25 protein-coding genes, 2 tRNA genes and 1 riboswitch are annotated in these 25,892 nt (G+C 72.6%); of the genes, 14 read left to right on the top strand and 13 right to left on the bottom strand.

Annotation, left to right across the window (positions count from 1 at the left end):
- The first annotated feature begins 94 nt into the window (after positions 1–94).
- The 4 genes from BIU97_RS16505 to BIU97_RS16520 all read left to right on the top strand — a co-directional run bounded on the left by BIU97_RS16505 (position 95) and on the right by BIU97_RS16520 (position 4,906).
- Positions 95–424, top strand: a complete 330-nt coding sequence (locus BIU97_RS16505) for a hypothetical protein (RefSeq protein WP_071257090.1) — start codon at positions 95–97, stop codon at positions 422–424.
- An 83-nt stretch (positions 425–507) separates the two neighbouring features.
- Positions 508–617: riboswitch (TPP riboswitch) on the top strand.
- On the top strand, positions 614–1,252 hold the full coding sequence (locus tag BIU97_RS16510) for an ECF transporter S component (RefSeq protein WP_071257092.1): 639 nt from the start codon (positions 614–616) through the stop codon (positions 1,250–1,252). It overlaps the preceding riboswitch by 4 nt.
- A complete protein-coding gene (locus BIU97_RS18405) occupies positions 1,249–4,212 on the top strand; it encodes an ATP-binding cassette domain-containing protein (RefSeq protein WP_071257094.1) in 2,964 nt (987 codons plus the stop codon). Before BIU97_RS16510 ends, BIU97_RS18405 begins: the two co-directional genes overlap by 4 nt.
- The gene (locus tag BIU97_RS16520; protein WP_254783025.1) at positions 4,205–4,906 is read left to right on the top strand and encodes an ATP-binding protein; all 702 of its coding nucleotides are present in this window, start codon (positions 4,205–4,207) and stop codon (positions 4,904–4,906) included. Before BIU97_RS18405 ends, BIU97_RS16520 begins: the two co-directional genes overlap by 8 nt.
- A gap of 178 nt (positions 4,907–5,084) precedes the next feature.
- Here BIU97_RS16520 and BIU97_RS16525 read toward each other — a convergent pair whose 3' ends face one another.
- A complete protein-coding gene (locus tag BIU97_RS16525) occupies positions 5,085–6,482 on the bottom strand; it encodes an MFS transporter (protein WP_083404683.1) in 1,398 nt (465 codons plus the stop codon).
- Between the two features lie 101 nt (positions 6,483–6,583).
- Between BIU97_RS16525 and BIU97_RS16530 the strand changes: the two genes are divergently transcribed.
- Together BIU97_RS16530 and BIU97_RS16535 are read left to right on the top strand one after the other, a co-directional pair.
- Positions 6,584–8,005, top strand: a complete 1,422-nt coding sequence (locus BIU97_RS16530; RefSeq protein ID WP_071257096.1) for an LLM class flavin-dependent oxidoreductase — start codon at positions 6,584–6,586, stop codon at positions 8,003–8,005.
- On the top strand, positions 8,002–9,267 hold the full coding sequence (locus BIU97_RS16535; protein WP_071257098.1) for an acyl-CoA dehydrogenase family protein: 1,266 nt from the start codon (positions 8,002–8,004) through the stop codon (positions 9,265–9,267). The genes BIU97_RS16530 and BIU97_RS16535 overlap by 4 nt, the downstream gene beginning before the upstream one ends.
- A gap of 91 nt (positions 9,268–9,358) precedes the next feature.
- On the opposite strand, the gene BIU97_RS16540 is transcribed toward BIU97_RS16535, so the two are convergent.
- The 6 genes from BIU97_RS16540 to BIU97_RS16565 form a co-directional block, all read right to left on the bottom strand.
- On the bottom strand, positions 9,359–9,703 hold the full coding sequence (locus BIU97_RS16540) for a metallopeptidase family protein (protein ID WP_071257100.1): 345 nt from the start codon (positions 9,701–9,703) through the stop codon (positions 9,359–9,361).
- The gene (locus tag BIU97_RS16545; protein WP_071298178.1) at positions 9,703–11,796 is read right to left on the bottom strand and encodes an acyltransferase family protein; all 2,094 of its coding nucleotides are present in this window, start codon (positions 11,794–11,796) and stop codon (positions 9,703–9,705) included. The genes BIU97_RS16540 and BIU97_RS16545 overlap by 1 nt, the downstream gene beginning before the upstream one ends.
- A 144-nt stretch (positions 11,797–11,940) precedes the next feature.
- Positions 11,941–12,016: transfer RNA gene (locus BIU97_RS16550), tRNA-His, on the bottom strand.
- 74 nt (positions 12,017–12,090) lie between these two features.
- Complete coding sequence (gene orn / locus BIU97_RS16555) at positions 12,091–12,729, bottom strand: oligoribonuclease (RefSeq protein ID WP_071257104.1); 639 nt, start codon at positions 12,727–12,729, stop codon at positions 12,091–12,093.
- Between the two features lie 984 nt (positions 12,730–13,713).
- Entirely contained in the window at positions 13,714–14,955 is a 1,242-nt protein-coding gene (locus tag BIU97_RS16560) for an MFS transporter (protein WP_071257106.1), read from the bottom strand.
- Complete coding sequence (locus tag BIU97_RS16565; protein WP_071257108.1) at positions 14,952–15,407, bottom strand: MarR family winged helix-turn-helix transcriptional regulator; 456 nt, start codon at positions 15,405–15,407, stop codon at positions 14,952–14,954. The genes BIU97_RS16560 and BIU97_RS16565 overlap by 4 nt, the downstream gene beginning before the upstream one ends.
- 61 nt (positions 15,408–15,468) lie before the next feature.
- Here BIU97_RS16565 and BIU97_RS16570 point away from each other — a divergent pair, with 61 nt between their 5' ends.
- Positions 15,469–15,759, top strand: a complete 291-nt coding sequence (locus BIU97_RS16570; RefSeq protein ID WP_071257110.1) for a hypothetical protein — start codon at positions 15,469–15,471, stop codon at positions 15,757–15,759.
- A gap of 29 nt (positions 15,760–15,788) precedes the next feature.
- A complete protein-coding gene (locus BIU97_RS16575; RefSeq protein ID WP_071257112.1) occupies positions 15,789–16,049 on the top strand; it encodes a thioredoxin family protein in 261 nt (86 codons plus the stop codon).
- Here BIU97_RS16575 and BIU97_RS16580 read toward each other — a convergent pair.
- From BIU97_RS16580 to BIU97_RS16590, 3 genes are read right to left on the bottom strand one after another with little or no spacing between them, the layout of a single operon-like run.
- Positions 15,993–17,471: a DUF6716 putative glycosyltransferase gene (locus BIU97_RS16580; RefSeq protein ID WP_071257114.1), complete on the bottom strand. Its 1,479-nt coding sequence runs from the start codon at positions 17,469–17,471 to the stop codon at positions 15,993–15,995. The genes BIU97_RS16575 and BIU97_RS16580 overlap by 57 nt on opposite strands.
- The gene (locus BIU97_RS16585; protein WP_071257116.1) at positions 17,468–18,340 is read right to left on the bottom strand and encodes an N-acetylneuraminate synthase family protein; all 873 of its coding nucleotides are present in this window, start codon (positions 18,338–18,340) and stop codon (positions 17,468–17,470) included. Before BIU97_RS16585 ends, BIU97_RS16580 begins: the two co-directional genes overlap by 4 nt.
- Entirely contained in the window at positions 18,337–19,113 is a 777-nt protein-coding gene (locus BIU97_RS16590; RefSeq protein WP_071257118.1) for an acylneuraminate cytidylyltransferase family protein, read from the bottom strand. The genes BIU97_RS16585 and BIU97_RS16590 overlap by 4 nt, the downstream gene beginning before the upstream one ends.
- 111 nt (positions 19,114–19,224) lie before the next feature.
- On the opposite strand from BIU97_RS16590, the gene BIU97_RS16595 reads away from it, so the two are divergent.
- A tRNA-Arg gene (locus tag BIU97_RS16595) sits at positions 19,225–19,297 on the top strand.
- 76 nt (positions 19,298–19,373) lie between these two features.
- Here the strand turns inward: BIU97_RS16595 and BIU97_RS16600 are convergent.
- Positions 19,374–20,684 (bottom strand): hypothetical protein, encoded by a 1,311-nt coding sequence (locus BIU97_RS16600; RefSeq protein WP_071257120.1) that lies wholly within the window; start codon positions 20,682–20,684, stop codon positions 19,374–19,376.
- 89 nt (positions 20,685–20,773) lie between these two features.
- Positions 20,774–21,040, bottom strand: coding sequence for a hypothetical protein (locus BIU97_RS16605; RefSeq protein WP_083404686.1), 267 nt, complete (start codon positions 21,038–21,040; stop codon positions 20,774–20,776).
- Positions 21,041–21,225: 185 nt separating this feature from the next.
- Here BIU97_RS16605 and msrA point away from each other — a divergent pair, with 185 nt between their 5' ends.
- From msrA to BIU97_RS16620, 3 genes are all read left to right on the top strand, one after another.
- Positions 21,226–21,753 (top strand): peptide-methionine (S)-S-oxide reductase MsrA, encoded by a 528-nt coding sequence (msrA, locus tag BIU97_RS16610; protein ID WP_071257122.1) that lies wholly within the window; start codon positions 21,226–21,228, stop codon positions 21,751–21,753.
- Positions 21,754–21,790: 37 nt separating this feature from the next.
- Positions 21,791–21,994, top strand: a complete 204-nt coding sequence (locus BIU97_RS16615; protein ID WP_071257124.1) for a hypothetical protein — start codon at positions 21,791–21,793, stop codon at positions 21,992–21,994.
- 119 nt (positions 21,995–22,113) lie between these two features.
- The gene (locus BIU97_RS16620; protein ID WP_071257126.1) at positions 22,114–22,764 is read left to right on the top strand and encodes a single-stranded DNA-binding protein; all 651 of its coding nucleotides are present in this window, start codon (positions 22,114–22,116) and stop codon (positions 22,762–22,764) included.
- Positions 22,765–22,787: 23 nt separating this feature from the next.
- On the opposite strand, the gene BIU97_RS16625 is transcribed toward BIU97_RS16620, so the two are convergent.
- Positions 22,788–23,519 (bottom strand): hypothetical protein, encoded by a 732-nt coding sequence (locus tag BIU97_RS16625; RefSeq protein WP_071257128.1) that lies wholly within the window; start codon positions 23,517–23,519, stop codon positions 22,788–22,790.
- 190 nt (positions 23,520–23,709) lie between these two features.
- Between BIU97_RS16625 and ettA the strand changes: the two genes are divergently transcribed.
- Together ettA and BIU97_RS16635 are read left to right on the top strand one after the other, a co-directional pair.
- A complete protein-coding gene (ettA, locus tag BIU97_RS16630) occupies positions 23,710–25,395 on the top strand; it encodes an energy-dependent translational throttle protein EttA (protein ID WP_071257130.1) in 1,686 nt (561 codons plus the stop codon).
- Positions 25,396–25,400: 5 nt separating this feature from the next.
- Complete coding sequence (locus tag BIU97_RS16635; RefSeq protein WP_441294401.1) at positions 25,401–25,883, top strand: acyl-CoA thioesterase; 483 nt, start codon at positions 25,401–25,403, stop codon at positions 25,881–25,883.
- Positions 25,884–25,892: the final 9 nt, after the last annotated feature.

Genomic DNA, 25,892 nt, shown 5'->3' on the forward strand with positions numbered 1-25,892 from the left:
GGTGTGACCCGACCGCGTCCGCAGACAAGTCGAAGGTGTGGACTGCTCACGCGGGACCCCACTTGTGGAGGGATGGACGAGTAGCGTCACGCCCATGGCCAACATCGTGTCCCAGATCGCAGATAAGGTCCGCCCGACCGGCGTCTCCACGAACTACGGAGATCCCGTCGAGGTCGGCGACCAGACCATCATCCCGGTGTCCCTCGGCTGGTTCGGCTTCGGCGGCGGCGGGGACGACGAGAACGGCGGCGGCGGGGGCGGCGGGGGCGGCGGCGCCTCGGTGCCCGTCGGCGCGTACGTCCGTCGGCCCGGCCAGGACCTCGAGTTCGAGCCGAACCTCATCTCCCTCGTCGCGGTGAGCATCCCGCTGGTCTGGGTGGCCGGCAAGGCGCTCAGCAAGGTGATCCGCGCCCTGAAGAAGTGAGCCACTGACGGAACGGGAGGCCCGTGGCGGATCCGCCACGGGCCTCCCGTCCGTCACGCGGTCGCGACCGCGTCTAGACTGCGAGGACACACACGGGAGTCCGGGACCACCGGGCTGAGAGGGAGCGAACGGCGCTCCGACCGTCGAACCTGATCCGGATCATGCCGGCGCAGGGAGGAGTCCAGCACCATGTCTTCTGGCACGTCCACGAACGTCCCCACCAGCCCTCGACGATCGCTGCGGTGGCGCGTCGTCGACATTGTCGTCGCGAGCGTCCTCGCCGTGGCGCTCGGCGTCGTCTTCCGCCTCTGGGAGTTCGGCTACGAACCGATTAGTGTCGTCATGGACCTGGTCCTGCCGGGCACCAAGGCCCTGTTCGGCGGTGTCTGGCTGCTCGCCGGCCCCGTCGTCGCCATCGTCGTCCGGAAGCCCGGCGCTGCCCTCTACGGCGAGATGGTCGCGGCCTCGGTCGAGGCGCTCTTCGGCACCCAGTGGGGGTGGCTGACGCTCGAGGCCGGGCTCGTGCAGGGCCTCGGCGCCGAGGTCGTCCTCGCCCTGTTCCTGTACCGCGTGTACCGCCTGCCCGTCGTCGTGCTCGCCGGTGCGGCGGCCGGCCTCGCGCTCGGCATCAACGACACGGTGCTCTGGTACCCCGGGCTCGACGTCGCCTTCAAGCTCGTCTACGTGGTCTGCGCGATCATCTCCGGCGCGGTGATCGCCGGCGCCGGCTCGTGGGCCGTCGTCCGGGCGCTCGCCCGCACCGGCGTCCTGTCGTCCTTCGCGGCCGGGCGAGAGCACACGCGGCGCTCGCCGCGCGCCCTGGTGTGACGGCGTCGGGTCCCGCCGGCACGGGGGCGGCCCGCATCGCCTTCCGCGGGTGGGGGTGGCGGTACCCGGAGCGTGCCGAGTGGGCGGTCCGTGGCGTCGACCTGACCGTCGAGCCGGGGGAGCGGGTCGCGGTCGTCGGACCCTCCGGCGCCGGCAAGTCCACCCTGCTCCGGGCCGTCGCCGCAGTGCTGCCCGACGAGCCGGACGCCTCCGACGACACAGCGGCCTCGGCCTCGGGCACGGTCCTCGTCGACGGCGTCGACCCCCGCTCCGTCCGCGGACGGGTCGGCCTCGTCATGCAGGACCCCGAGGCGCACACCGTGATGTCCCGCATCGGCGACGACGTCGCGTTCGGCTGCGAGAACACCGCCGTGCCGCGGGACGAGACCTGGGCGCGGGTCGTCGAGGCCCTCGGCGTCGTCGACCTCGACCTGCCGCTCGACCGCTCGACCACGCAGCTGTCCGGTGGGCAGCGGCAGCGGTTGGCGCTCGCGGGCGTGCTCGCGATGCGCCCCGGCGCACTCGTGCTCGACGAACCCTGCGCCAACCTCGACCCGGCCGGCGTCGTGCAGGTCCACGACGCCGTCCGGGCACTGCTCGACGAGACCGGGGCGACGCTGCTCGTCGTGGAGCACCGCATCGGCACCTGGCTCGACCTGGTCGACCGGCTCGTGCTCCTCGAGCCCGCCGGAGGCGTCGTGGCCGACGGCCCCGTGGCCGAGGTGCTCGCCGCGCACGGCCCCGCGCTCACCGCCGCGGGCGTCTGGGTGCCCGGGGCCGAGCCGGCGCGGGGGTCGGCGCGCCGGGGTGGGGGCGCGGGTGCGGGTGCGGGCGCGGGTGCGGGTGGCCGCGGGGGGAGCGGGGTGATCGGCCGTTCTTCGCGAGCGGGCGGAATGCCCGGGTCGGTCGGCGGGGAGAGTGCGGCATTCCGCCCGCTCGGTGAGCCCGCGGCCGAGGGGGCCGCCGTGAGCGCGAGTTCGAGCGAGAACTCGGGCTCGGCTGCGGACGCTGGCTCGGGTGCGCGTCGTGGGCGAGGTCCTTCCGCGCGAGCGGGCGAAAGACCTGGGTCGTCGAGTGAGAGCACTGCGGCATACCGCCCGCTCGGCGAGTCTGCGGCCGACGGAGCTCCAGGGAGACCGCGTCGGGTTTCGGGTGGCCGCCGTGGGTGGGCCCTGCCTGCGCGAGCGGGCGAAAGCCCCGGGTCCTCCGTCGAGAGCAGTGCGGCATTCCGCCCGCTCGACGTACCGAGCGCCCTCGACACCGCCGCCGAGCCCGGCGCCCAGCAGGACGTCGTGCTGCTCGAGGCCGTGGGACTCAGCACCGGACGAAGCACCACGTGGGGCAGCGCGGCCAGCCCAGCCAGCGCAGCCAGCAGCCCCGCGAGCACGTCGGGCCCCGGTCGCTCCGCTGCCCAGGCGGTCGGCCGGGGGATCGACCTCCGGGTCCGGGCCGGCAGGGTCCTCGCGATCACCGGCCCGAACGGCGTGGGGAAGACGACGCTCGGCCTGACCCTCGCCGGGCTCCTGCCCCCGGTCGCCGGGACACTCCGTGCCACCGACGCCCTGACCCGCGGTGCGGGTCCGGCGCCACACGCCTGGTCGAGCCGCGTGCTCGCAGCCCGCATCGGGACGGTCTTCCAGGACCCCGAACACCAGATCGTCGCCCGCACGGTACGCGACGAGGTGCTCGCCGGTCCGCGTGCGCTCGGTCACGCGGACACCGCGGACGGCCTGGAGGCCCTGCTCACCACCTTCGGGTTGGCCCACCTGGCCGACGTGGACCCGTTCACCCTGTCCGGCGGCGAGCAACGTCGGCTCGCGATCGCCTCCGCCATCGCGACGCGCCCGCCGGTGCTCGTCCTCGACGAACCGACGTCCGGTCAGGACCGAGCGACGTGGGAAGCCGTCGTGCAGCGCCTCGGGGCCCTCGCCGACGACGGGACCGCGGTCGTCGTCGTCACGCACGACCGTGACCTGGTGCGGGCGCTCGACGCCGACGAGGTGGTGCTCGGTCCGGACGGGATCGTGCCCGTGCCGGCAGCGGACGGCGATGTGGCAGTGCTCGCGCCTGTGCGGCGGCCGGACGTGGCCGGTCTCGTGATGAGTGCGGGCGCGATCCTGCCCCTGGGACGCGACCCGGAGCAGGACGCGCCGACCGTCTCCGAGACGCGGGCGGTGTCGTCGGGGCGGGTCGTGCCTCCCGGCCCGTCCGCGACCCGTGGGGTCGACGGCGTGCAGCCGGTCGCTTCGTTGCTCGGGGTGCTCGCGCTCGGGGTGTGCCTGGTGCTGAGCCTGGACATCGTGTCGGCGGCCGTCGCCCTGGCGATCGAGGTCGTGCTGCTGCCGCTCCTGCGGATCCCGGTGTGGACGCTGCTGGTGCGGACGTCACCGGTGCTGGTCGCCGCGCCGCTGACCGCGGTGAGCATCGCGCTGTACGGCAGTCCCTCCGGTCGGGAGTGGTTCGACCTCGGCTTCGCACACGTGACCGACGGGTCGCTGACGCTCGCGCTCGCCACAGCGCTCCGTGTGCTGGCCGTGGGGGTGCCGGCGCTGGCGCTCTTCGTCCGGGTGGACCCCACCGACCTGGCGGACGGGCTCGCCCAGGTGCTGCGGCTGCCCGCGCGGTTCGTGCTCGGGGCGCTCGCGGCGATCCGCATGACGACGCTGCTCGTCGACGACTGGCGGCAGCTCGCGATGGCCCGGCGGGCGCGGGGCCTGGCGGACTCGGGGCGGCTGCGGCGTGCGGCGTCGATGGCCTTCTCGCTGCTCGTGCTGGCACTGCGCCGGGCGACGACGCTCGCGGTGGCGATGGAGTCGCGGGGGTTCGGCGCTCCCGGGCCGCGGACCTGGGCCAGGGCGGCGCGGTTTTCGTGGCCGGAGTGGGCGATGGTCGGCGTGCTCGTCGGCATCGGGGCGGCGTCGATCGCCGTGGCGGTCGTCGCGGGGACCTGGCGTGGCTGACACCGGCGGCGCAGCCGACCGAGCGGCGGTCGAGCCGGCCGCCGTGGACGCCGGCGGGGGTGCCGACGGGGCAGCGAACGGAGCGGCGGTGGAGCCGGCCGCGGCGGACGCCGGCGGGGCAGCCGGCGGGGCGGCGGTCGAGCCGGCCGCCGTGGACGCCGGTGGGGCTGCGGACGGGCTGGCGCAGGACCTCGCGGCGGTCGCCGCCGGGGCGGCCGCGGCGTCGGGCGGGCGGCTCGTGGTGCTCGTCGACGGGCGGTCGGGGACGGGCAAGACGACGCTCGGCAACGCCCTGGCGGGGTGGCTCGGCGCCGAGGTCGTGCACCTCGACGACGTCTACCCGGGATGGGACGGGCTGCGGGCAGCGGCGGACGCGGTGGTGCGGGACGTGCTCGGCGGCCCCTCCGGCTACCGGCGCTGGGACTGGGAAGCGGGGGGCCCGGCCGGCTGGATCTCGATCCAGCCCGGTGTGCCGATCGTCGTCGAGGGCTGCGGTGCGCTGTCCCGGGGGTCGGCGCCGCTGGCCTCGCTGCGGGTCTGGCTCGAGGCCGACGACACCGTGCGCCGGGAGCGGGCGATCGGACGCGACGGCGAGGTGTTCGCCCGTGAGTGGGAGCGCTGGGCCGCGCAGGAACGCGCCTTCATCGACGCCGAGCAGCCGGCCGTGCTGGCGGACGTGGTCGTGCGGACGTAGGACCCCAGAGCCCCTGAGCCCCGGGCGAGGCGAACCGGGCCAGGCGCGGCCCCTGGTCAGGCGTGGCCCCTGGCCAGGCGCGACCCGGGCCAGGAACGACCCGGGCCAGGCGTGGCACCGGGTCCGACGTGGCCCCGGGCCGCACGTCGCCCGGCGGAGCGGGCGCGGGGCCGCTCGCTCACCGCGAGACCCGCACCTCCGGTGTCTCCGGCTCCGCAGCGCGCCCCGCCCGCTCGGCCCGCTCCGTCCGCCGCTCGGCCGCCCGCGGGTCCACCGCGAACACCGCCGCCACGATGCTCAGCACCGCGTAGACCCCGAGGTACCCGCACAGGATCCACGGGGAGCCCCCGCCGAGCTCCACGAACACCGCGGCCAGCAGCGGCGTCAGCCCCACCGAGAAGATCGACCCGATCTGGTAGCCGAGCGACATCCCCGAGTACCGCCGCCCGGTCGGGAACTGCTCGGCGAACCACGCCGCCTGCGGCCCGTAGATGCTGTCGTGGAACACGCACATGCCGATCAGCGCCACGAGCGGCAGGAGCACGAGCGGCCCGGCGTCGAGGAACGCGAAGAACGGCCAGATCAGGACGGCGATGCCGACGGCCGACCAGATCGTGAGCACCCGCCGGCCGACCCGGTCGGACAGCCAGCCCCAGAACGGCGTCGTCACGAGCGACACCGCCGAGATGACGAGGACCGCCCGGAGCCCGGCGTCCGCGCCGTCCGGACCGCGCACGTTCCCGAGGTAGGTCAGCGAGTACGTCGTCAGGATCGAGTACAGCGCCGGCTGCACGAGCCGCAGGCCGGCGGTCACCAGGATCGAGCGCGGGTGCTGCCGGATCGCCTGCCACACCGGGAACCGCTCGACCCCACCGGAGGCGCGGAGCTCCTGGAACACCGGGGCGTCCTGCACGCCGAGCCGGATCACGAGCCCCACCGCCACGATCACCGCGGAGAACAGGAACGGCAGCCGCCAGCCCCAGGCCAGGAAGGCCTCGTTGCCGAGCAGCGTCCGCACGAGCGTGAAGACACCGGTCGCCAGGAGCATCCCACCGGCGGACCCCATCTGCGTGAACGCCCCGAACAAGCCGCGGTGCCGCGCGGGAGCGTGCTCGACGGACAGCAGCGCCGAGCCGCCCCACTCCGCTCCCGCGGCGACGCCCTGCAGCAGCCGCAGGACCACGAGCGCCACGACGGCGCCGACCCCGATGGTCGACGCGGACGGGATCGCCCCGATGAGCGTCGAGGCGATCCCCATGAGCACGAGCGACGCGACGAGCAGCTTCTTCCGCCCAATGCGGTCACCGAGGTGCCCGGCGACGATCCCGCCCAGGGGCCGCGCCACGAAGCCGACGCCGTACGTCGCGAAGGACGCGATCACGCCGACCGCGGGCGTCACCGACGGGAAGAACGTCGGTGCGAACACCAGCGCCGACGCCGTCGCGTACAGGTAGAAGTCGTAGTACTCGACGGTCGTGCCGACGAACGAGGCGAGGGCGACACGACGCCGGGTCGCGGCGGTCGTCGGGTCGGGACGACGGACGGGAGGCGCGGCTGCAGTGGTCGGGGTCGACATGCCTCAGGAGCATGGTCGCGTCCGGCGTCGTGCGGAACATCCCGCGTAACGCGAGGTCACGTCGCTGTCGTCGGGCGGTGCCCGCCGACCACGATGGAGGCATGAGCGATGCACCGAACCGCCCGCTGCGCTTCGCGGCCTTCGTCATGAACACGACGTCGCACATCCAGCACGGCCTCTGGCGGCACCCGGACGCCCGGCAGGCCGACTTCGACGACGTGACGCTGTGGACCGACCTGGCGAGGACGCTCGAGCGCGGCAAGTTCGACGCGATGTTCTTCGCGGACGTCGTCGGCACCTACGGCCCCGGCCGAGGCGACTACTCGACCAACCTGCGCGAGGGGCTGCAGATCCCCTCGAACGACCCGTCGGTGCTGCTCTCCGCGCTCGCCGTGTCGACCGAGCACCTCGGGCTCGCGTTCACCTCGAGCGTCATCCAGGCGCACCCGTTCGACTTCGCCCGCAAGGTCTCCACGCTCGACCACATCACCCGCGGCCGCATCGGCTGGAACGTCGTCACGAGCGCCCTCGACAGCGCCGCCCGGAACTTCGGCGCCGACCGGCTCGAGGAGCACGACGAGCGCTACGTCTGGGCCGAGGAGTACCTCGAGGTCTGCGCGAAGCTCTGGGAGGGCTCGTGGGAGGACGGCGCCGTGCTGAAGGACCCCGTCCGCGGCTACGCCGATCCCGACAAGGTGCACCGCATCGACCACCACGGCACCCGCTACGACGTGCAGGGTCCGCACCTGTCGGCGCCGTCGCCGCAGCGGACCCCGGTGCTGTTCCAGGCCGGGTCCTCGCCGGCCGGCCGGGCCTTCGCCGCCCGGAACGCCGAGGCGCAGTTCATCCTCACCTCGAACCGGGACGCCACCGAGCAGCTCATCCGCGAGACCCGCGACCTGGCTTCGGCAGCCGGCCGGGACCGTGACGACATCGCCTTCTTCCTCGGCCTGACCTTCGTCACCGGCTCCACCGAGGCCGAGGCGAAGGCCAAGGAAGCGGAGATCGACGAGTACCTGGCCGCCGACGGGTTCCTGGTGCACTCGAACCTCGGCTTCGACCCGGACACCGGCGAGCCCCTCGACCCGGACACCCCGTTGTCCGAGGTCCGCACCCACGCCGGGCAGTCGCACCTGCAGTGGCTCCGCGAGGCCGCCGGCGACCGCGAACCGACCATCGCCGACCTCGCCCGGCTGTCCGCCAAGCTCCGCGCCCGGGTCGTCGGGACGCCGGAGCAGATCGCCGACGAGCTCGCCGACTGGCAGCGGATCGGCGTCGACGGCGTCAACGTCATCAACTGGACGCTGCCCGGCTCGTACGAGGAGTTCGTCGACCACATCGCGCCGACCCTGCAGGAGCGCGGCCTGATGCAGTCCGAGTACCGCGAGGGCACCCTGCGCGAGAAGCTCTTCGGGCACGCGCAACTGCCGGACTCGCACCCCGCCCGACGGTGGCGCGGTGCGTTCACCGGCGGCGCGAGCGGCGTCGCGGACGCGGCACGTGCCGTGGAGGTGACCGCATGACGGCGGCGACGACGACCGACGGGCGCGGGACGGGCCTCCCGGCCGACCGCCTGGCCACGTTGCGGGCGCGCTTCGCACCGCTGTTCGCGACCATCCGCGACGGTGCGGTCGAGCGCGAGCTCGCCTCCGGGACGCCGGGGGACCGGCCGCTGCCGCACGCCGAGGTCCGCGCGCTCGCCGACGCGGGGTTCGGTCGGTTGCGCGTGCCGGAGGAGCGCGGGGGCTTCGGGGTGACCCTCGTCGAACTCGCGCACCTCGTGGCGGACCTGGCCGCCGCGGACTCGAACGTCGCCCACCTGTGGCGCGGGCACTTCGGGTACACCGAGCTCGTGCTCCTCCGGCCGTCGTCGGCCGGACGGGACGAGTGGCTCCAGCGCATCGTCGACGGAGCGGTCATCGGGAACGCGACGTCCGAGCGGACCGGCACGACGCTCGCCGACATCTCGACGACCGTGACACCCGCCGGCGACTCCCTCCGACTCGACGGGCGGAAGTTCTACTCGACCGGCACCCTCTACGCGGACTGGATCTACCTGGCGGCGGACCGTGACGGGGAGCGCGTGACGTTCGCCGTCGACGCCGCCGCACCGGGCGTCAGCTCGATCGACGACTGGGACGGCTTCGGGCAGCGGTTGACCGCGTCCGGCACCACGGTGTTCGACGGGGTGTCGGTCGACCCCTCGGTGGTGTCGGCGTACCGGGACGCCCCGCTGTCGCACATCCAGGCCTTCTACCAGCTGTACCTGCTGGCGGTCCTCGCCGGGATCGGGCAGGCGGTGTCGGACGACGCCGTCGCCTTCGTCCGACCGCGGACCCGGACCTACATCCACGCCAACGCCGCCACCCCGGGCGAGGACCCGCAGGTCCTCGCCGTGCTCGGCCGACTGTCGGCCGGCGCGTTCGCCGCCCGCTCGCTCGTCGTCGCCGCCGCGGCGCTGCTCGACGGGGTCGTCGCGACGAACGAGCCCGGCGTCGGTGTCGACCTCGCCCTGCTCGACGCAGCCGAGAACGCCGTCTACCAGGCGCAGGTCGAAATCGGGCCGCGGGTGCTGCGGTCGGCGTCCGAGCTGTTCGAGGTCGGCGGAGCCTCTGCCGCGGACCGGACCCGGGCGCTCGACCGGCACTGGCGGAACGCCCGGGTCGTGGCCTCGCACAACCCGGCGGTCTACAAGGAGCGGCTCGTGGGGGAGTACGCGCTGCACGGGCGCGGACCCGTCGGCGCATGGGAGAAGTACCACGAGGTGGGGCCGACGCGGTTCTGAGGCGGGGTGCGGTTGCGCGGGGCGTCGCTGGCGGCTGGTAGCTGCGCGCTGTCCGGCTGCTGACTGCTGGCGGGTGGCGGCTTGCTGGCCGCTACGCCCAGCCGAGCTCGTGGAGCCGCTCGTCGTCGATGCCGTAGAAGTGGCCGATCTCGTGCACCAGGGTCGTGTGCACCTCGTCCTTGAGCTCGTCGAGGGTGTCGCACTCGGCCAGGTGCTGCTTGCGGAACACCACGATCCGGTCGGGCAGCTCGCCGAACCCGTACTGCCCGCGCTCGGTCGCCGCGACGCCGTCGTACACGCCGAACAGGTCGGAGCCGTCCTCAGGCTCGTCCTCGACGACGAAGACGACGTTGTCGAGCCCGTCCACCATCTCGTCGGGCAGCAGGTCGAGTTCGTCGGTCACGAGTTGCTCGAACTCGTCGGCGGACATCTCCATCACGGGCTCGATCGTCGCACACCGGGCAGGACGTCTCCCTGACGCAGCAGATCGAGGAGCGCCGGAGCCGAGGCGACGGACGCCTCGGGCGTGGTGTGCACCGGATCGAAGCGGGTCAGCACGGAGTCGATGACGAGTGGACAGGACCCGGCGGCGCACCAGAGCGGCGTCGAGTCGAGCACGGTCGTGTCCTGCACGTCCGCGAGCAGCCCGGTGAGGGCACGGATCTGCGTCCGGGCGACCTCGTCCCCCGAGCGACAGTCCTGCGGACCGCGGGTGCCCGCGACGCAGCTGACCGGTGCGTACCCCGGCGGAGTGGCCGGCACGACGACGACTCGGCCGACGTGCTCCCGCACGGCTGCGATCATGTCGCGTGTCCCCGACGCGTAGTCGTCCTCCGCGATGGACTCGAGGCTCGGATCGTCCTGGTCCCAGAACCGGTTCGTGACGACGAGCAGCTCCGGTTCCGTCCGCTCCAGCTCGTCGACGACCTCGGCGTTGTGCGCCGCGCAGCTCTCGGTGTCCGACGGCAGCGCCGTCGTCGAGAACGGGCACCCGATCTGTGCGCCGTTGCGCACCCGCAGTCGCGCGTCCGAGTCCTCGGCGAGTGCCCGCCAGCCCGGCGCCGAGAACGCGCCGGTCGAGTCGCCGGTCAGCAGGACGTCGGTGGTGCGGCCGTCCTCCGGCCCCCAGACGCAGCCGTCGCTCCGCCAGTCCGCCCCGATCAGCGAGCACCCGAGGGTCGAGGCCCAGTCCGAGGTCTTCGTCAACGAGTCCACGTACCCGCTCGCGCTGATCGCATCGGCGCTCGGCGTCAGGTCTGCCGGCCAGGTCCGGGCGCCCGCGCCCGCGGCCACATCCCGCGCGCGTGCCCGCAGCGTCGGGAAGGCCTCGTCCTCCGCTGGCAGGGCCTCGGCCGCAGCAGCCGGCACGGCCGGGAGCGGCCGCACGCGTTCCGCAGCGAACGACGTCGTCACGACGGTCAGCACGGTCATCGCCGCCAGCCCACCGAGCTGCACGCGCAGGCGGTTCTCGCGCAGTGTCCTCCGCAGGCCGGGTCGTCGGAACACCGTCTCGAGGGTCGCGTGGCTCGCGATCGCGGTGACCAGGGCCAACGCGACCACCACCGGCATCGGGACCGGCGCGACGAGCGGGAGCAGCAGGATGAACGGCCAGTGCCAGAGGTACAACGAGTAACTGATCGTCCCGAGCCCGACGAGCGGCCGCCACCGGAGCAACGCTGCCGCCCGAGGCCCCGCACCGGAACCCGAACCCGCCAGCAGGACGAGCGCGGTGCCGGCCGTCGGGACGAGCGCGAGCGGCGCCGGCACGCCCGACGACTCCCGCCCGATCAGGACCGACGCGCTGACGGCGACGAGCCCGACGACCACCATGCCCTCGCCGAGCAGCGGGCGGACGCTCCGACCCCGGGCACGGAGCGCGGCCAGGGCGACGAGGACCCCGAGCCCCAGCTCCCAGGCGCGGGTCGCCGTCGAGAAGTACGCCGCAGCGGGGTCCGCCGACACCGCGAGGAACGCCCAGACGACCGAGCAGAGGACGAGGACGCCGAGCACCGTCGCCGTCAGGCGGGTCCGCCCGGGGTTGGTCCCGCGGCCGAGCAGCACGACCATCAGGATCGGCAGCACGAGGTAGAACTGCTCCTCGACGCCGAGCGACCAGAAGTGCTGGAACGGCGACGGTGCGGTGGTCGCCGCGAAGTAGTCGGTGCCCTCGGCCGCGAGCCGCCAGTTCTGCAGGGCTCCGGCCGACCACAGCGCGTCGGTGAGGACCGTCCCGAGGCGGCTCGGGGTCAGCAAGAACCAGGCCGCCGTGACCGTCGTCACCAGCACGGCGAGCGACGCCGGCGCGAGCCGTCGGACCCGCCGGAGTGCGAACGCACCGAGGCGGATGCGCCCCGTCCGAGCACGCTCGCGCAGCAGCCCGGTCGCGATGACGAACCCTGAGATCACGAAGAAGACGTCGACCCCGAGGAAGCCACCCACCGGCCACCGGAAGGCGTGGTCCAGCACGACCGCGAGGACGGCGAGTCCGCGGAGCCCTTGGATGTCCGGTCGGAGGCGGGAAGTCTGCACCGCTCGACCGTACGAGGGCCGGGACGCTCGGACCGAACATTCCACATGTGTGGCCGCCTGCAGCTGGGGATGACCTGCTCGTCCGATGCACGACGAAGGCCCCGGTCCATCGGACCGGGGCCTTCAGCTGATCTCGATCAGCACTGGGGTGAATAACGGGTCTCGAACCCGCGACCTCCTAGACCACAACCAGGCGCTCTACCAACTGAGCTATATCCACCATGTGTGCACCGGCGACCGGCGCGACCACTCAATACTAGTACATACCGCGACCGGTGCCGACCACCCGTGTCGTCACTCGGCCGCAGGCTGGGCCAGGCGCGGTTCCCACTTCTCGACGACCTCGGCCTGGACCGCACGGACGTCGTCGGTCGTCGGGCCGGGCTCGGCGACGAAGCCGGCGCGACGGTAGTACTCGAGCTCGCGGATCGACTCGAGGATGTCCGCCAGCGCGCGGTGGCCGCCGTGCTTCTCCGGCGAGTTGAAGTACACCCGCGGGAACCAGCGACGGCAGAGCTCCTTGATGCTCGACACGTCGACGCTGCGGTAGTGCAGGTGGCCGTCCACGCGGGGCATGTACTTCGACAGGAACGCGCGGTCGGTGCCGATGGTGTTGCCGGCCAGGGGAGCGGACCCCTCGGCCGGGACGTGCTCGAGGATGTACTCGAGCACCTGGTACTCGGCGTCCGCAAGGCTCACGCCGTTCGGGATCTCCTCGATGAGCCCCGAGGTCGTGTGCATGTTCGTCACGAACTCGTTCATGTTGTCGAGCGCCGACTGGTCCGGCTTGATGACGATGTCGAACCCGGGGTGCACGGGCTCGAGGTCGAAGTCGGTGATGACCACGGCCACCTCGACGAGTTCGTCGACCTCGAGGTCGAGGCCGGTCATCTCGCAGTCGATCCAGACGAGGCGGTCATTCGCGGTTGCCATGCCCTCGATCCTATTGCCGACCGCCGACGCCCCTGGCGCACGCTGTCGGTGACCGTGCTGACCCGCGCCCGTGCCGCGCTGGTCGACGGGACGCCCGCCCTCGGGAACGGGTGCTCGTCGTCGCGGACCGGTCCCGCCTGGGCCCTCCGGGCAGCGGCGGCGGCGGCAGCGGCCGCAGTGGCGTCAGCGGCGGCGGCCGGCGAACGCGAGCGGGCGGCAGCGGCGGTCGGCGAACGCGAGCGGGCGGAATGCCGTACTCGCCAGCGTGGTGACCCGGGTCTTTCGCCCGCTCAGCGCGGCGTCCCGGTCGGAACCCGCCGGCGGGCCCGAACGGTACGGGCTGGAGCGGTGTCGCCAGCGTCCCGTTCGATACCCGTCCACGTACCGGGCCGGAGCGGGCCGGAGCGGCGGCGCGGGTAGCCGAGCGGGCGAAATGCCGCACTCCTCCGTGGCATGGCCCTGGTCTTTCGCTCGTTCAGCGCACGCGCTCCGTCCGCAACCGGTCCGTGAGCCTGTCTCCGACCTGTCCCCGACCAGTCCGCGGCCAGTGACGAGCCGTGCAGAGGAGCCCGGCCACCCGAGCGGGCGGAAGGTCGCAGTGGCGGGCCGTGGGCACCCGGGTCTTTCGCCCACTCAGCCCAGGGCGCCCCCGCTCAGCCCAGCGCGCCCTGGCTCGGCCGGGTTGCGACCTGGGCCGCGGCGCCTAACGTCCGATGTCCATCCGGCACCGGCACCGGCACCGGCACCGGCACCGTCACCTGCATCACGAACGGGCGAAAGGCCTGGGTCGCCGAAGCGATCACCCGGGTCTTTCGCCCGCTCGGCACACCGGACCCTCGCGCAGGACGAGCACGACCCACCCCCGGAACGCCCTCCCGGAACGCCGCCTGAGAACCCGGAGACCCCCGAAGGCCCCGGAGACCCCCGAAGGCCCCGGAGACCCCCGAACCCCCGACCCCCGACCCCCGAAACCCCCGACGCCCCCTACGCCATCTCCCCGGCCGAGATCGCCTCGGCCTCGACCCGCTCGGGCTCCGGGCCGTCGTCCACCCGGCGCAGGACCTTCGTCGTGCAGACGACCACCACGAAGGCGACGGCGACGGACGCCCCCGCGAAGACGTAGGCGGCCGAGGGCGAGAACGCGTCGGCGAGCAGGGTCGCGACGGGCGGGGCGATGGCGCCGCCGATGAACCGGACGGCGGAGTACGCGCTCGAGGCGACCGAGCGGGGCAGGTCGGTGGCCTCCATGACGGACTCGGTCAGGACGGTGTTGAGGACACCGAGCACGAGCCCGCCGATGACCACGCAGACCACGAGGCCGACCTGCGAGCGCACGACCACGGCCGCGGCGAACAGGTCGAGTGCGAGCAGGGGCAGAGCGATCTTCAGCACGGTCGTCCTGCGCAGGCGGGCGGTGAGCATCGGGGCGACCCACACGGAGGTGACGGCGAGGCCGACGCCCCAGCCGAAGAACGTGAAGCCGATGCCGAGTGCGCCGAAGCCGAGCGGGAACGGCGTGTAGGCGAGGAGGACGAAGAAGCCGATGTTGTAGAAGAGGGCGGTGGCCGCGAGTGCTGCCAGCGCCGGCCGACCGAGTGCACGGAACGGGGCGGAGAGCTTGGTCGGCGTGGGCTTCTCGAGGCTGCCGGACTTGAGCAGGGCGACGACGGCGACGAACGCGACGGCCATCAGGGTGGTGACGCCGAAGAACGGGCCGCGCCAGCTGACGGAGCCGAGCAGGCCGCCGACGAGCGGGCCGATCGCGATCCCGAGGCCGAGGGCGGCCTCGTACAGGATGATGGCCGACGCGGTGCCGCCGGAGGCCGCCCCGACGATCGTGGCGAGTGCGGTGGAGATGAAGAGGGCGTTGCCGAGGCCCCATCCGGCGCGGAAGTCGATGATGTTCCACACGCTGTTCGACGTGGCCGCGAGGACCGAGAACAGGACGATGAGCGCGAGCCCGATGAGCAGGGTGCGCTTCGCGCCGATGCGGCTGGAGACCCAGCTCGTGAAGAACATCGCGACGCCGGTGACGGCCAGGTAGCTCGTGAACAGGAGCTCGGTCTGTGCCGGGGTGGCGCGGAGCGACGACGCGATGGCGGGCAGGATCGGGTCGACGAGGCCGATGCCCATGAAGGCGACGACGCAGGCGAAGGCGATCGCCCAGACCGCGGACGACTGCTTGAGGATGGAGCCGGACGAGCCGGCGGGTGCGTGGGCGTTCACGCTGTGGTCTCCTGTCTGGTGGACGTGGGGGTCGTCCTGGTGCGCTCGGCGATCAGGGCGGTGGCGTGGTGCAGGGCGTCCCAGTCCTCGTCGGAGAGGTCCGAGAAGACCGGTCCGACGGTGTCGGTCAGGGTCGCCCGCCACGCGGTGAGTCGGGCGCGGCCGTCGTCGGTGATGCCGATGCGCTGGCCGCGGGAGTCGTCGGGGTCGACGGCGCGGGTGACGAGGCCGTCGGCGAGCATGCCGGTGACGAGCCGCGTCATGGTGGGCTGGGCGACGCGGGACGCGGCGGCGAGTTCGCCGAGGCGCATCGGCTCGTCCAGCTCGAGGATGCCGAGGGTCCGCCACACGGCCGGCGAGGTCGTGTTGCCGGTGGACTGCACGGCGGTCCGGATCAGGCGGTTGACGGAGACGAGGAGCGTCTCGATCGTCTGCGCCCGTGTTTGTTCCATGTCCGAACTATATAGCAGTGCTATGCATCCCGCAACAGGCGACGCCTGGTAGAAGGGACGCATGAGCGACATCACCATCCACGAAGGCGACGAGTACACCGCGATCTTCCACGGCGGTCCCTTCGACGGCACGACCGACACCCGCACCGCGACGAGCGACGCGCTGGACGACGAGGTCACGGTGTTCGCCGACGTCGAGGGCCTGCAGACCGCCCTGACCTACCGCATGACGAAGTCCCGCCAGGTCGTCGACCAGATCTCGGCCGAGTTCGAGTACGTCCCGAGCGAGTCCGACCCCGTGGACGACCTGCAGGACCGCGGCGACCGCAGCGGCGGCTTCGACCGGGAGTAGATCCCCCACCTGCCGCGTTGCACGATCACATGCAGCTCGACCTCTGGACGTCCGCCTTCTGTGCGCCGTGCGCCGCCGCCCGCCGGGTGTCGGCCGAGGCTGCGGCGCTCGTCCCCGGGCTCACCGTGACCGAGCGCGACGTGGCGGCGCACCCCGACGACGCGGAGGGCCTCGGCATCCGGTCCACGCCCACGATCATCGTGCGGCAGGACGACGGAGCCGAGGTCTTCCGGTCACCCGGCGTCCCCACCCGCGACCAACTCCTGCTCGCGGTCGCGAAGGCCGTCTGACCCCGGGTCGGGACGACGCCCGCCCGCCACGCGTTGTGAGGTCGGCGCAGCGACCACCACCGGCTCCGGCGGGTGGACGACCGCCAGGACCCGTCGCGCCAGGCGCTTCGCCGCCCGGATCGGCGCGCCGATCACCAGCGCGACGGCCCCGAGGAGGCTCCGGTCGGCGCCGCCGAGCGCGTTCTTGCGCTCCCACGCCCGACGGAGCGCGCCACCCCGACTGCGCCGGGCAGCCGGCCGGTCGACCAGCATGCCGGCGTCGCGCTGCGCCATGAGTGCGCCGAGCCGATCGGCCCAGTCGTCGTCGGACGCCGGGTGGAAGTAGTTGTCCCGCATCCAGCTCGCCCGCACCCGACCGAACCGGCCGTCCACCAGGTCGACCGCGTCGCCCTCCAGGCCGCTCGCCACGAAGACCTCGTTGATGAGGTGCCGTCCCGTCCCGAAGTCGGTCAGGGTGAGTGCGGGGACGCCACGTGCTGCTGCCTCGAGCACGGCCGTCGAGCTGATCGTCACGAGCGCGACCGCCCGGTCGAGGTGCTCGCCCATCGGCCCGCCCGCCACGACGAGGTTCGCGGGCGCGTCGGCCGGCACGAGGTCGGCGTAGGGGTGCTCCTCGCGGTGCGTCTGCTGTTCCCCCGTGACGGCGCGGGTCTTGACGACGACACGCCACTCCGGGTGCCGTCGCGCCGTCTCGACGAGTCGGTCGACGACGAGCGCCCGGTCCGCTCGTTCGAGGGGCACACTCGGCTGCGCCGCGAAGACGACGGAGTCGCGGACGCGGTCCGGGTCGGACAGCGCACCGGCGGCCCCCTGCGCGAAGGGCAGCGTCGCGAGCGCGAAGTGCGGTTCCACACCGCCGTCGACCGCCATCTCCTCGTAGGCCCGGACCTCGCGGTGGCTGTGCAGGACGAACAGGTCGGCACGCGCACGGAAGAAGACGCCCTTCCACTTCGCCGGGAACGAGATGCCCGGCAGCCCCGTCACGAGCACCGGTCGCCGCGGGATCCGTCGGTGCACCTCCTCGAGCACGAGTTCGGCCACCGGCCCGATCGTCGAGACGAGCACGGCGTCGGGCGGGTCGCGCCGTAGGTCCTCGACGATCGCGTCGACGCTCCGCGCCGCCGGGGGAGCCGTCCGCAGGTGCGCCAGCCGGGCGTCCAGCCCGCGGAACGCCGCGCGCAGTTGCGCCGTGCTCGCGGACCGCGGGGTGGCGACCGTCCAGACCTCCAGGTCCCAGTCCGGCGGTGCGGTGGCGAGCAGGTGCGCGCCCCACTTCGCGAACGAGTCGGTGTCGACCAGGCCGACCACCCGTCGGGCGCGTGGTGCCGTGTCGGACGGGAGGCGCGCCTCCCGTCCGACGGTCGACGCACGACCGTCGGCGGCTGCGTCCAGGGCGCGCGCCTCGTCGACCCCGCCCGTCACGCGCCGACGCGGCGCAGCTTCGCGAGGGGCGCCTGCTCGCCGGGGAAGATGCGCTTGACGCCGTCGCCGAGGGCGGTCTCGATGATGCGGACGTCGCGCGCGAGCGTCTGCAGGCCGTGCGGCTCGAGCGATGCCGCGTGGTCGGAGCCCCACATCGTGCGGTCGAGCGTGATGTGCCGTTCCACGGCCGTGGCGCCGAGTGCGACCGCGGCGATCGAGATCTGCAGGCCGGGCTCGTGGCCGGAGTAGCCGACCGGCACGCCGGCGTACCGGTTCGCGAGGGTGTCGATCATGCGGAGGTTCGCCTCCTCCGCCGGCAGCGGGTACGTCGACGTCGCGTGCATGAGGACGAGGCGGTCGGTGCCGAGCGTCTCGACGGCGGCGTCGATCTGCTCGAGCGTGGACATGCCGGTCGACAGGATGACGGGCTTGCCGGTCGCGGCGACGGCGGCGAGCATGCCGAGGTCGGTCACCGACGCCGAGGCGATCTTGTACGCGACGACGTTGAGGTCCTCGAGGAAGTCGACCGAGGGCTCGTCCCACGGGGACGCGAACCAGTCGAGACCGCGGAGCGTCGCGTGGTCGCCGATCTCGATGTACTGGTCGCGGTCGAACTCGACGCGGTAGCGGTACTCCAGGTAGGTCATGTCGCCCCACGGGGTGCTGCGCGGCGTGTTCTTCATGTGCTCGGGCGTCGAGATCTCCGGCGTGCGCTTCTGGAACTTCACGGCCTGCAGCCCGGCGTCCGCCGCGACGTCGATGAGCTGCTTCGCGATCTCGACGCTCCCGTTGTGGTTCAGGCCGATCTCGCCGATGAGGTACGCGGGGTGGCCCGCGCCGATCGTGGACGTACCGATGGTGACGGTCATGGTGCTCCGTTCGGTGCGGGCACGGCCCGCGTCGGGGATGGGGTCGAGGGGGTGGCCCCGACCGGTCGGGTGCTTCTCGACGAGGGGAGCGCGCCGGCGATCGCCTCCGCGACGGCCAGGTCGGACGGTTCGTCGACGTCGATCGCGGTGGCCGCGTCCACCACGTGCAGTTCCACGCGCCCGTGGAACCGGTGCCGGTGCTGCCGGAAGCCGGCGGTCCGCAGGACGGTGAAGGAGCCGGTCTCGCGGTACTCGGGCTCGCGGTCCTGGCGTCGGGGCCGGGTGGCGGCGTCGTGGTTGACGGCCACGGCGGACCCGTCCGGCGCGGTCCGCCACAGGAACGCGTGCGACGGGGCGGCCGCGAGGACCACGTCCGCGTGGCCCTGCACGACCCGGTCGATCGCAGCGTCGAGGTCGGCGGGTTCGATGAACGGCGAGGTCGCCTGCAGGAACACCAGGACCTCGGGGTCCGGCGCTCCCGTCGCGGCGAGCTCGTCGAGCACGTGCAGGAGCGCGGACTCCGACGAGGCCTCGTCCCCGGCCAGCTCGTCGGGGCGGCGGACGACGAGGGCCCCGGCCGCGCGGGCCTCGGCGGCGATGTCGTCCCCGTCGGTCGTCACGACGACGGCGTCGACCCGCTCCGCACCCAGGGCGGACTCGACCGCGCGCCGGACGAGCGAACGGCCGGCGACGGGACGGAGGTTCTTGCCCGGGACGCCCTTCGAACCGGCGCGGGCGGGCACCACGGCGAGGACGGAACCGGTGGAGCGCATGCCCCGGACGCTACGAACCGAGGGTGTCCCGGAAGCGAACGGCGGGCAGACGCGGACCGAACCGTTCCGGAAGCGTGCGGCGCCGGGTCGCCGCTAGAATCGACGTCGCTCGCCTCCGTAGCTCAGTGGATAGAGCAGGTGGTTTCTACCCACCGTGCCGCGGGTTCGATTCCTGCCGGGGGCACCGACGCGAACGGGCCGCCATCCTTCCGGATGGCGGCCCGTTCCTCGTCCGGGTGTCGACCCGGGCGCGGGTGGTGCTACTCGTCGTCGGCGGCCCGGCGGCGGAGCTCCGCGGCGCTGATCGGCTGCGTGTGGGTGGCCTCGGAGGTCTCGTCGGCGTCGGTCGGCTCGGCCGGTGCCTGCGACAGGCGGGTGGGGATCGACGTGGTGTTCGTCGTCCCCGCGGCGTCGAGCCGGGGTGCGCGGGCGGGGACGTCGTTCGCGGGGGTGCGGTTGACGTGCGACTCGGCGGCGGTCGGGGTCACGGCCGATCCGCCGAACACCTGCGTGGTGGCGCGGTCGTCCACGACCTCGGTGTCGTCGGTGTCGCGGGACGTACCCGAGGCGCCGGCCGGGCCGGTGCTGCCCGGGGTGGTCCGTGCGGGCTGGGCCGGGGTGCCGAGCGTCGGTCGCACGGGCGGCGTCGGCGCGGACGACGGGTCGTCGCCGTAGACCCGCGTCGTGTTCTGCCCGAAGGAGCGGGTGGCGTCGGCGTCGGAACCGCCACGGTTGACCGAGAACGCCGGGGTGGACGGGCCCTGGGCCGGGGTCTGGGACTGCGGGGCCTGCGGGGCCTGCGGGGCGGACGCCGGGGAGCCGTGCGTGCCGGCGCCACCGAGCGTGCCGGCGCTCCCTGCCGTGCCGGTACCGCTCGGCGTGCCGGTGCCGGTGCCGGTGCCGGTGGGGGCCGCTGCGGGCGTGGGCGTCGCCGCCGGGCGCAGGGAGGTCGTGGTCGGGGTGGGCCGCTCGGCCGGGGACGCCGGAGCGGGCGTCGCCGCCTGTGCGCGGGACTGCTCCACCTGGTCGGCGTTCCAGTCCTGCTGGCGCTTGATCAGTTCGGCGTCGGGGTCGGGGGAGTCGAACTTCCAGCGCTCGAGGTCGGCCTTGAAGAGCTTGCGGGCGCGGGACGGACGTGCCTGCCAGTCGAGCAGACGGTCGCGGAACTCGGCCAGCGACTGCTCAGCCTGGAAGCTGAACGTCGACGAGTTCTTCTTGATGTCCGCGATCTCGTGCTGGGTCCAGTTGGCGGCCAGCGGTGCACCGGGGACCGGGAGCAGACGCAGACGGATGTCGGCGTCCTCGGCGAGGTGGTCGGCGTAGCGGCGCTCGTCGTGTCCGAGCGCACCCCAGGCGGCCGCCTTGCGGGCCGCCGAGACGATCGCGGTGACCGCGGCGTTCTTCGCCTCGCGCTCCTGCAGGGCGACGACGCGCTTGGTCGCTCCGCGTCCGATCAGCGCGGCGATCACACCCGCCACGACGATGGCGACGAAGGGGATGACGGCGCCCGAGAGCACACGCCAGCCGTCGTCCGATGCGGTCCAGTCGCTCAGGTCGTTCCACCAGTCCATGCGCGCACCATACCCACGAAACGATCAGGCGCCGGGGAGGCCGGTCGGTGATCCGCCCATCCGGTCCGACACGATTCCAATGTGGAACATCATGACCAGCGGAGGGTGTCGACGGCGTCGTCGGCCGACCAGACGTTCGGCAGCTCGACGAAGCGACGCTCGGTCGCGACGTAGCGCCGGGCGCGGTACGCCGTGTCGCCCGCGACGTCGATCCGGTCGACGTACCCGACGATCTCGCCGTTCGCGCGGGTGACCCGGCTCAGGTCGTCGCGGACGTCGAGGACCCGGTAGTCACCGTGCGAGCGGGCGAGCGGGACACTGCGGATCCGCAGGACGGGTTCGTGTGTGGTCTGCATCGCTGCTCTCGGGTCGGTGTGGTCGATGACGGTGTGTCCGTCGGTGTGCAGCTGACGCTACGGGCGACCACCGACACGCCGACGCCTCCGGCGCGATCTGGGGAGGAGGGCGCCGAGCGCGCGCGGTGTGGAGGACCTGCACCCCGCGCCCTCGCCGTCGCAGCACGCCGGAGTACGGTGGCGACATGACGACGTTCGTGCTCGCAGGTGGATGTTTCTGGTGTCTCGACGCCGTGTACCGCACGCTCCAGGGGGTGCAGGAGGTGGTGTCCGGCTACGTCGGCGGACACGTGGACGACCCGTCGTACGAGCTGGTCTGCACCGGCACGACCGGTCACGCCGAGGCCGTCGCGGTGACCTTCGACGAGACCGTGCTCCCGGCCGAGGTGGTCCTCGACGTGTTCTTCACGCTGCACGACCCGCGGCAGCTGAACCGGCAGGGCGCCGACGTCGGCACGCAGTACCGCTCGGCGATGTTCCCCGCCGACGACGTGCAGCGCGAGCTGTTCGAGCGCGCGATCGAGCGTGCGGCCGAGATCTGGGACGGCGGGATCGTCACGACGATCGAGCCGCTGTCGACCTTCTTCACGGCAGAGGAGCACCACCAGGACTTCTTCGCGAAGAACCCCGGACAGGGCTACTGCCTCGCCGTCGCACTGCCCAAGGTGAACAAGGTCCGCAAGGCGTACGGTCAGTACATCCTGGCGTCCTGATCCCGGGGCGTCGGGGCCACGAGGAGGTGGTTCGAACATGACGGACGACACGGGGACCTGGGTCGCGATCGGTCCGGCCGGCGCGGTGGGCAGCATCCACCGGGCGGCGGACGGCTTCACGGTCGAGCTCTACGGACGACGACGGGCGGGTGGCGTGTACCCGTCGCTCGAGTCGGCGAAGGGCGCGGTCCACGCCGCGCTCGGCCCGTTGGCGGCCCGGCCCGAGTTCCACGCGCACTGACGGGCGTCGGTCAGGAGGCCCGGGGGACTCGTCCTCCACAGGTCGCCTCGACCGGTCCACACGTCACAGGTCGAGCCCGGGCCCGCTCACGCGGTCCCGGGCTCGATGACGATCGACGCATGAACGACATCATCACCGTCTGCGGAATCGTCGCCACCGAGCCCCGGCACCTCGTCACCGAGACCGGCATCGCCATCACGAGCCTCCGGCTCGCGTCACCCTCGCGTCGTTGGGACCGGGCCAGCGCCGCCTGGGTCAACGGCACCACGAACTGGTACACCGTCACCGCGTTCCGGTCGCTCGCGTCGAACGTCTTCAAGTCCCTGAAGAAGGGCGACCGGATCGTGGTCGCCGGTCGCGTCCGGATCCGTACCTGGGAGCGCGACGGCCGCGGCGGCACCTCCGTCGAGATCGACGCCGACGGCATCGGTCACGACCTGGCGTGGGGCATCAGCAACTGGGTCCGGGTACCGCGGCAGGTGAACGACCCATCGACGGGCCACGGCAGCACGCAGCAGGTCGACCTGCGCACCGGCGAGATCGGCGCCGGGGCACTGCCCACCGCGCCGGACCACACCGACCTCGACGCCGCCGCGACCTCCGGACCGGCGGAGGAGGCGCCCGACGCCGGGTACGAGGACCCAGCCCTGGCCGGGCCGGCGGTCGACACGCCGCCGCACCACGGCGCGCCCGGACTCGACGAGCACGACGTCCCTGACGCGCACGACGACGACCCGGTCGGGTCGTCCGCCGTCAGGGACGCCGCGTGACGCAGCTCAGCCGCGTCGGCCCGTCACCACTTCTGCGCGATCATCCCGATGCCGGAGACCTGCGCGGTGTCCCAGTTGCCGCCCTTCGGCAGACCCGAGACCCGGCCGTCGATCGTGAAGGACGCCCCCTGCACCCGCGGGCTGTTGGTCTGCTTCGCCTTGATCCCGTGGAACGTGAAGCTCGTGTCCCACTTGCCGTTCAGGCCGGTGTTCGACTTGCGGTCGCCGACCGTGATGCGGGTGTTCTGCACGGTGGAGTGCACGACGTCGCCGTTCAGCCGGGCGTTCGCCTCGGCGTTGAAGAACAGGCGGCCGTCCAGGTTGACCTTGAGCGTGCCGATCGTCTTGTGGTTGACGATCATCGTCGCGACGTCGTTCTTGTACCAGCGCATCCCGATGGGCGTCAGCTTGTTCGTCGCGGGGCCGAGGTAGCCGTAGGTGAACTTGCCGTTCTGCACCCGCTCCCAGATGTAGCGCGGCTTGCCCTTGCTCTGCGGCGAGCCCTTGTCCGACTGGATCCCGAACGAGTACGCGTTGTTGTGGGCGTCGTGGACGTTGATGTACGACGAGTAGCCGGTGCCGGAGCCGTTCGCGCTGATGCTCGCGGTGTACAGCAGGTACGGGTCGCCCTTCGGGACGGCACCGGCGGCCGAGGCCGGAGCGGCTGGGGCGAGGAGCGCGGCGGTGAGCGCCAGCGCGCCGACGAAGGGGACCGCGAGGCGGCGGAGTCGAGTGGTGGTGGTGAGCCTGGTCATGCCGGTCGTCCTCTTCGTGTTCCTGTTCCTGTCCGCGTCGTGGTCGGCGACGGGGCTCCGTGGTGGCGGGGCGTGGACACGCTACGTCGTCGTCCGACGGTGCGACAGACCCTCGTTGCGGGGTGCGCGATCCGGCGATCGGTCCGGGCGCGAGCGGGGGACGGGCGGGGTCACTACACTTGGGCGCGATATGGCTGAGTACATCTACCAGATGGTCCGCGCCCGCAAGGCGGTCGGCGACAAGCTGATCCTCGACGACGTCACGATGTCGTTCCTCCCCGGCGCCAAGATCGGCGTCGTCGGACCGAACGGCGCGGGCAAGTCGACGATCCTGAAGATCATGGCCGGTCTCGACCAGCCCTCCAACGGCGAGGCCAAGCTCTCGCCCGGCTTCACCGTGGGCATCCTCATGCAGGAGCCGGAGCTCGACGAGTCGAAGACCGTGCTCGAGAACGTGCAAGAGGGCGTCGGCGAGATCCACGGCAAGCTCGCCCGCTTCAACGAGATCTCGGCGCTCATGGCCGAGCCGGACGCCGACTTCGACGCCCTGCTCGCCGAGATGGGCACCCTGCAGGAAGAGATCGACGCCGCTGACGCGTGGGACCTCGACTCGCAGCTCGAGCAGGCGATGGCCGCGCTCCAGTGCCCCCCGGGCGACGAGCTCGTCACGCACCTGTCCGGTGGTGAGAAGCGCCGCGTCGCGCTCTGCAAGCTCCTGCTCCAGAAGCCCGACCTGCTCCTGCTCGACGAGCCCACCAACCACCTCGACGCCGAGAGCGTGCAGTGGCTCGAGCAGCACCTGCAGCAGTACCACGGTGCCGTCCTCGCCGTCACCCACGACCGGTACTTCCTCGACCACGTCGCGCAGTGGATCGCCGAGGTCGACCGCGGCCGTCTGTACCCGTACGAGGGCAACTACTCGACCTACCTCGAGAAGAAGCGTGCGCGCCTCGAGGTCCAGGGCAAGAAGGACGCCAAGCTCGCGAAGCGTCTGTCCTCGGAGCTCGACTGGGTCCGCAGCAACACCAAGGGCCGTCAGGCGAAGTCGAAGGCCCGTCTCGCCCGGTACGAGGAGATGGTCACCGAGGCCGAGCGCACCCGCAAGCTCGACTTCGAGGAGATCGTCATCCCCGTGGGCCCGCGTCTGGGCTCCCAGGTCATCGACGCCGAGAAGCTGCACAAGCAGTTCGGTGAGCGCGTCATCATCGGCGACCTGTCCTTCACGCTGCCCCGCAACGGCATCGTCGGCGTCATCGGCCCGAACGGTGTCGGCAAGACGACGCTCTTCAAGACCATCGTCGGCCTCGAGCCGCTCGACGGGGGCACCCTGAAGATCGGTGAGACGGTCGACATCTCGTACGTCGACCAGAGCCGTGGCGGCATCGACCCGAACAAGAACCTGTGGGAGGTCGTGTCCGACGGGCTCGACTACATCCAGGTCGGCAAGACCGAGATCCCGTCGCGGGCCTACGTCTCGCAGTTCGGGTTCAAGGGCCCGGACCAGCAGAAGCGCGCCGGCATCCTGTCGGGTGGTGAGCGCAACCGTCTGAACCTCGCGCTCACGCTCAAGCAGGGCGGCAACCTGCTGCTCCTCGACGAGCCGACCAACGACCTGGACGTCGAGACCCTCGGCAGCCTCGAGAACGCCCTGCTCGAGTACCCGGGTTGCGCCGTGGTGATCACGCACGACCGGTGGTTCCTCGACCGCATCGCGACCCACATCCTCGCGTGGGAGGGCCTCAACGAGGACGGCACGCCGAACTGGTACTGGTTCGAGGGCAACTTCGAGGCCTACGAGGAGAACAAGATCGAACGCCTCGGTGTCGACGCCGCGAAGCCGGGTCGGTCGACCTACCGCAAGCTCACGCGCGACTGACCGGCGTGACGAGACTGCACGCTCCGATCCGCATGCGGTGGAGCGACATCGACGCGTACGGTCACGTCAACAACTCCGCGATGCTGCGCCTGCTCGAAGAGGCGCGCATCGTGGGGTTCTGGGGCGCGGACCCCGACGAGCGGTCGGCGGACGGCAGCATCCCGGAGCCGATCATCGACGGTCGTCCGGGTTCCGGCACGATGACCGTCATCGCCGGGCAGCGGCTCGAGTACCTCGCGTCGATCCCGTACCTGCGGCAGCCGCTCGACATCCAGATGTGGATCGGGCGGCTCGGCGGCGCGAGCATCGACGTGTCGTACGAGGTCTGGTCCCCGGTGGGGCAGGACCCCGCCGTGCTCTACACCCGGGCGACGACGGCGCTCGTGATGGTCGACGCCGCGACGAACCGTCCTCGTCGCCTGACCGCTCCCGAGCGGGCGGCGTGCGAGGCGTACCTCGAGGAGCCGGTCACCTTCAGCCGGCCGTAGCGGCGCCGG

It is taken from the genome of Curtobacterium sp. MCBA15_009 (assembly GCF_001864895.1).
Taxonomy (GTDB): domain Bacteria; phylum Actinomycetota; class Actinomycetes; order Actinomycetales; family Microbacteriaceae; genus Curtobacterium.

Excerpts from the sequence above, each read along its gene's own strand:
- BIU97_RS16525 (WP_083404683.1), bottom strand. The coding sequence starts at position 6,482 with ATGTCGACCCCGACCACTGCAGCCGCGCCTCCCGTCCGTCGTCCCGAC.
- orn (WP_071257104.1), bottom strand. The coding sequence starts at position 12,729 with ATGGCAACCGCGAATGACCGCCTCGTCTGGATCGACTGCGAGATGACC.
- BIU97_RS16585 (WP_071257116.1), bottom strand. The coding sequence starts at position 18,340 with ATGACCGTCACCATCGGTACGTCCACGATCGGCGCGGGCCACCCCGCG.
- BIU97_RS16605 (WP_083404686.1), bottom strand. The coding sequence starts at position 21,040 with ATGCAGACCACACACGAACCCGTCCTGCGGATCCGCAGTGTCCCGCTC.
- BIU97_RS16510 (WP_071257092.1), top strand. The coding sequence starts at position 614 with ATGTCTTCTGGCACGTCCACGAACGTCCCCACCAGCCCTCGACGATCG.
- BIU97_RS16620 (WP_071257126.1), top strand. The coding sequence starts at position 22,114 with ATGAACGACATCATCACCGTCTGCGGAATCGTCGCCACCGAGCCCCGG.
- BIU97_RS16570 (WP_071257110.1), top strand. The coding sequence starts at position 15,469 with ATGAGCGACATCACCATCCACGAAGGCGACGAGTACACCGCGATCTTC.
- BIU97_RS16535 (WP_071257098.1), top strand. The coding sequence starts at position 8,002 with ATGACGGCGGCGACGACGACCGACGGGCGCGGGACGGGCCTCCCGGCC.
- BIU97_RS16600 (WP_071257120.1), bottom strand. The coding sequence starts at position 20,684 with ATGGACTGGTGGAACGACCTGAGCGACTGGACCGCATCGGACGACGGC.
- BIU97_RS16625 (WP_071257128.1), bottom strand. The coding sequence starts at position 23,519 with ATGACCAGGCTCACCACCACCACTCGACTCCGCCGCCTCGCGGTCCCC.
- ettA (WP_071257130.1), top strand. The coding sequence starts at position 23,710 with ATGGCTGAGTACATCTACCAGATGGTCCGCGCCCGCAAGGCGGTCGGC.
- msrA (WP_071257122.1), top strand. The coding sequence starts at position 21,226 with ATGACGACGTTCGTGCTCGCAGGTGGATGTTTCTGGTGTCTCGACGCC.
- BIU97_RS16590 (WP_071257118.1), bottom strand. The coding sequence starts at position 19,113 with ATGCGCTCCACCGGTTCCGTCCTCGCCGTGGTGCCCGCCCGCGCCGGT.
- BIU97_RS16505 (WP_071257090.1), top strand. The coding sequence starts at position 95 with ATGGCCAACATCGTGTCCCAGATCGCAGATAAGGTCCGCCCGACCGGC.
- BIU97_RS16540 (WP_071257100.1), bottom strand. The coding sequence starts at position 9,703 with ATGGAGATGTCCGCCGACGAGTTCGAGCAACTCGTGACCGACGAACTC.
- BIU97_RS16530 (WP_071257096.1), top strand. The coding sequence starts at position 6,584 with ATGAGCGATGCACCGAACCGCCCGCTGCGCTTCGCGGCCTTCGTCATG.
- BIU97_RS16565 (WP_071257108.1), bottom strand. The coding sequence starts at position 15,407 with ATGGAACAAACACGGGCGCAGACGATCGAGACGCTCCTCGTCTCCGTC.
- BIU97_RS16615 (WP_071257124.1), top strand. The coding sequence starts at position 21,791 with ATGACGGACGACACGGGGACCTGGGTCGCGATCGGTCCGGCCGGCGCG.
- BIU97_RS16575 (WP_071257112.1), top strand. The coding sequence starts at position 15,789 with ATGCAGCTCGACCTCTGGACGTCCGCCTTCTGTGCGCCGTGCGCCGCC.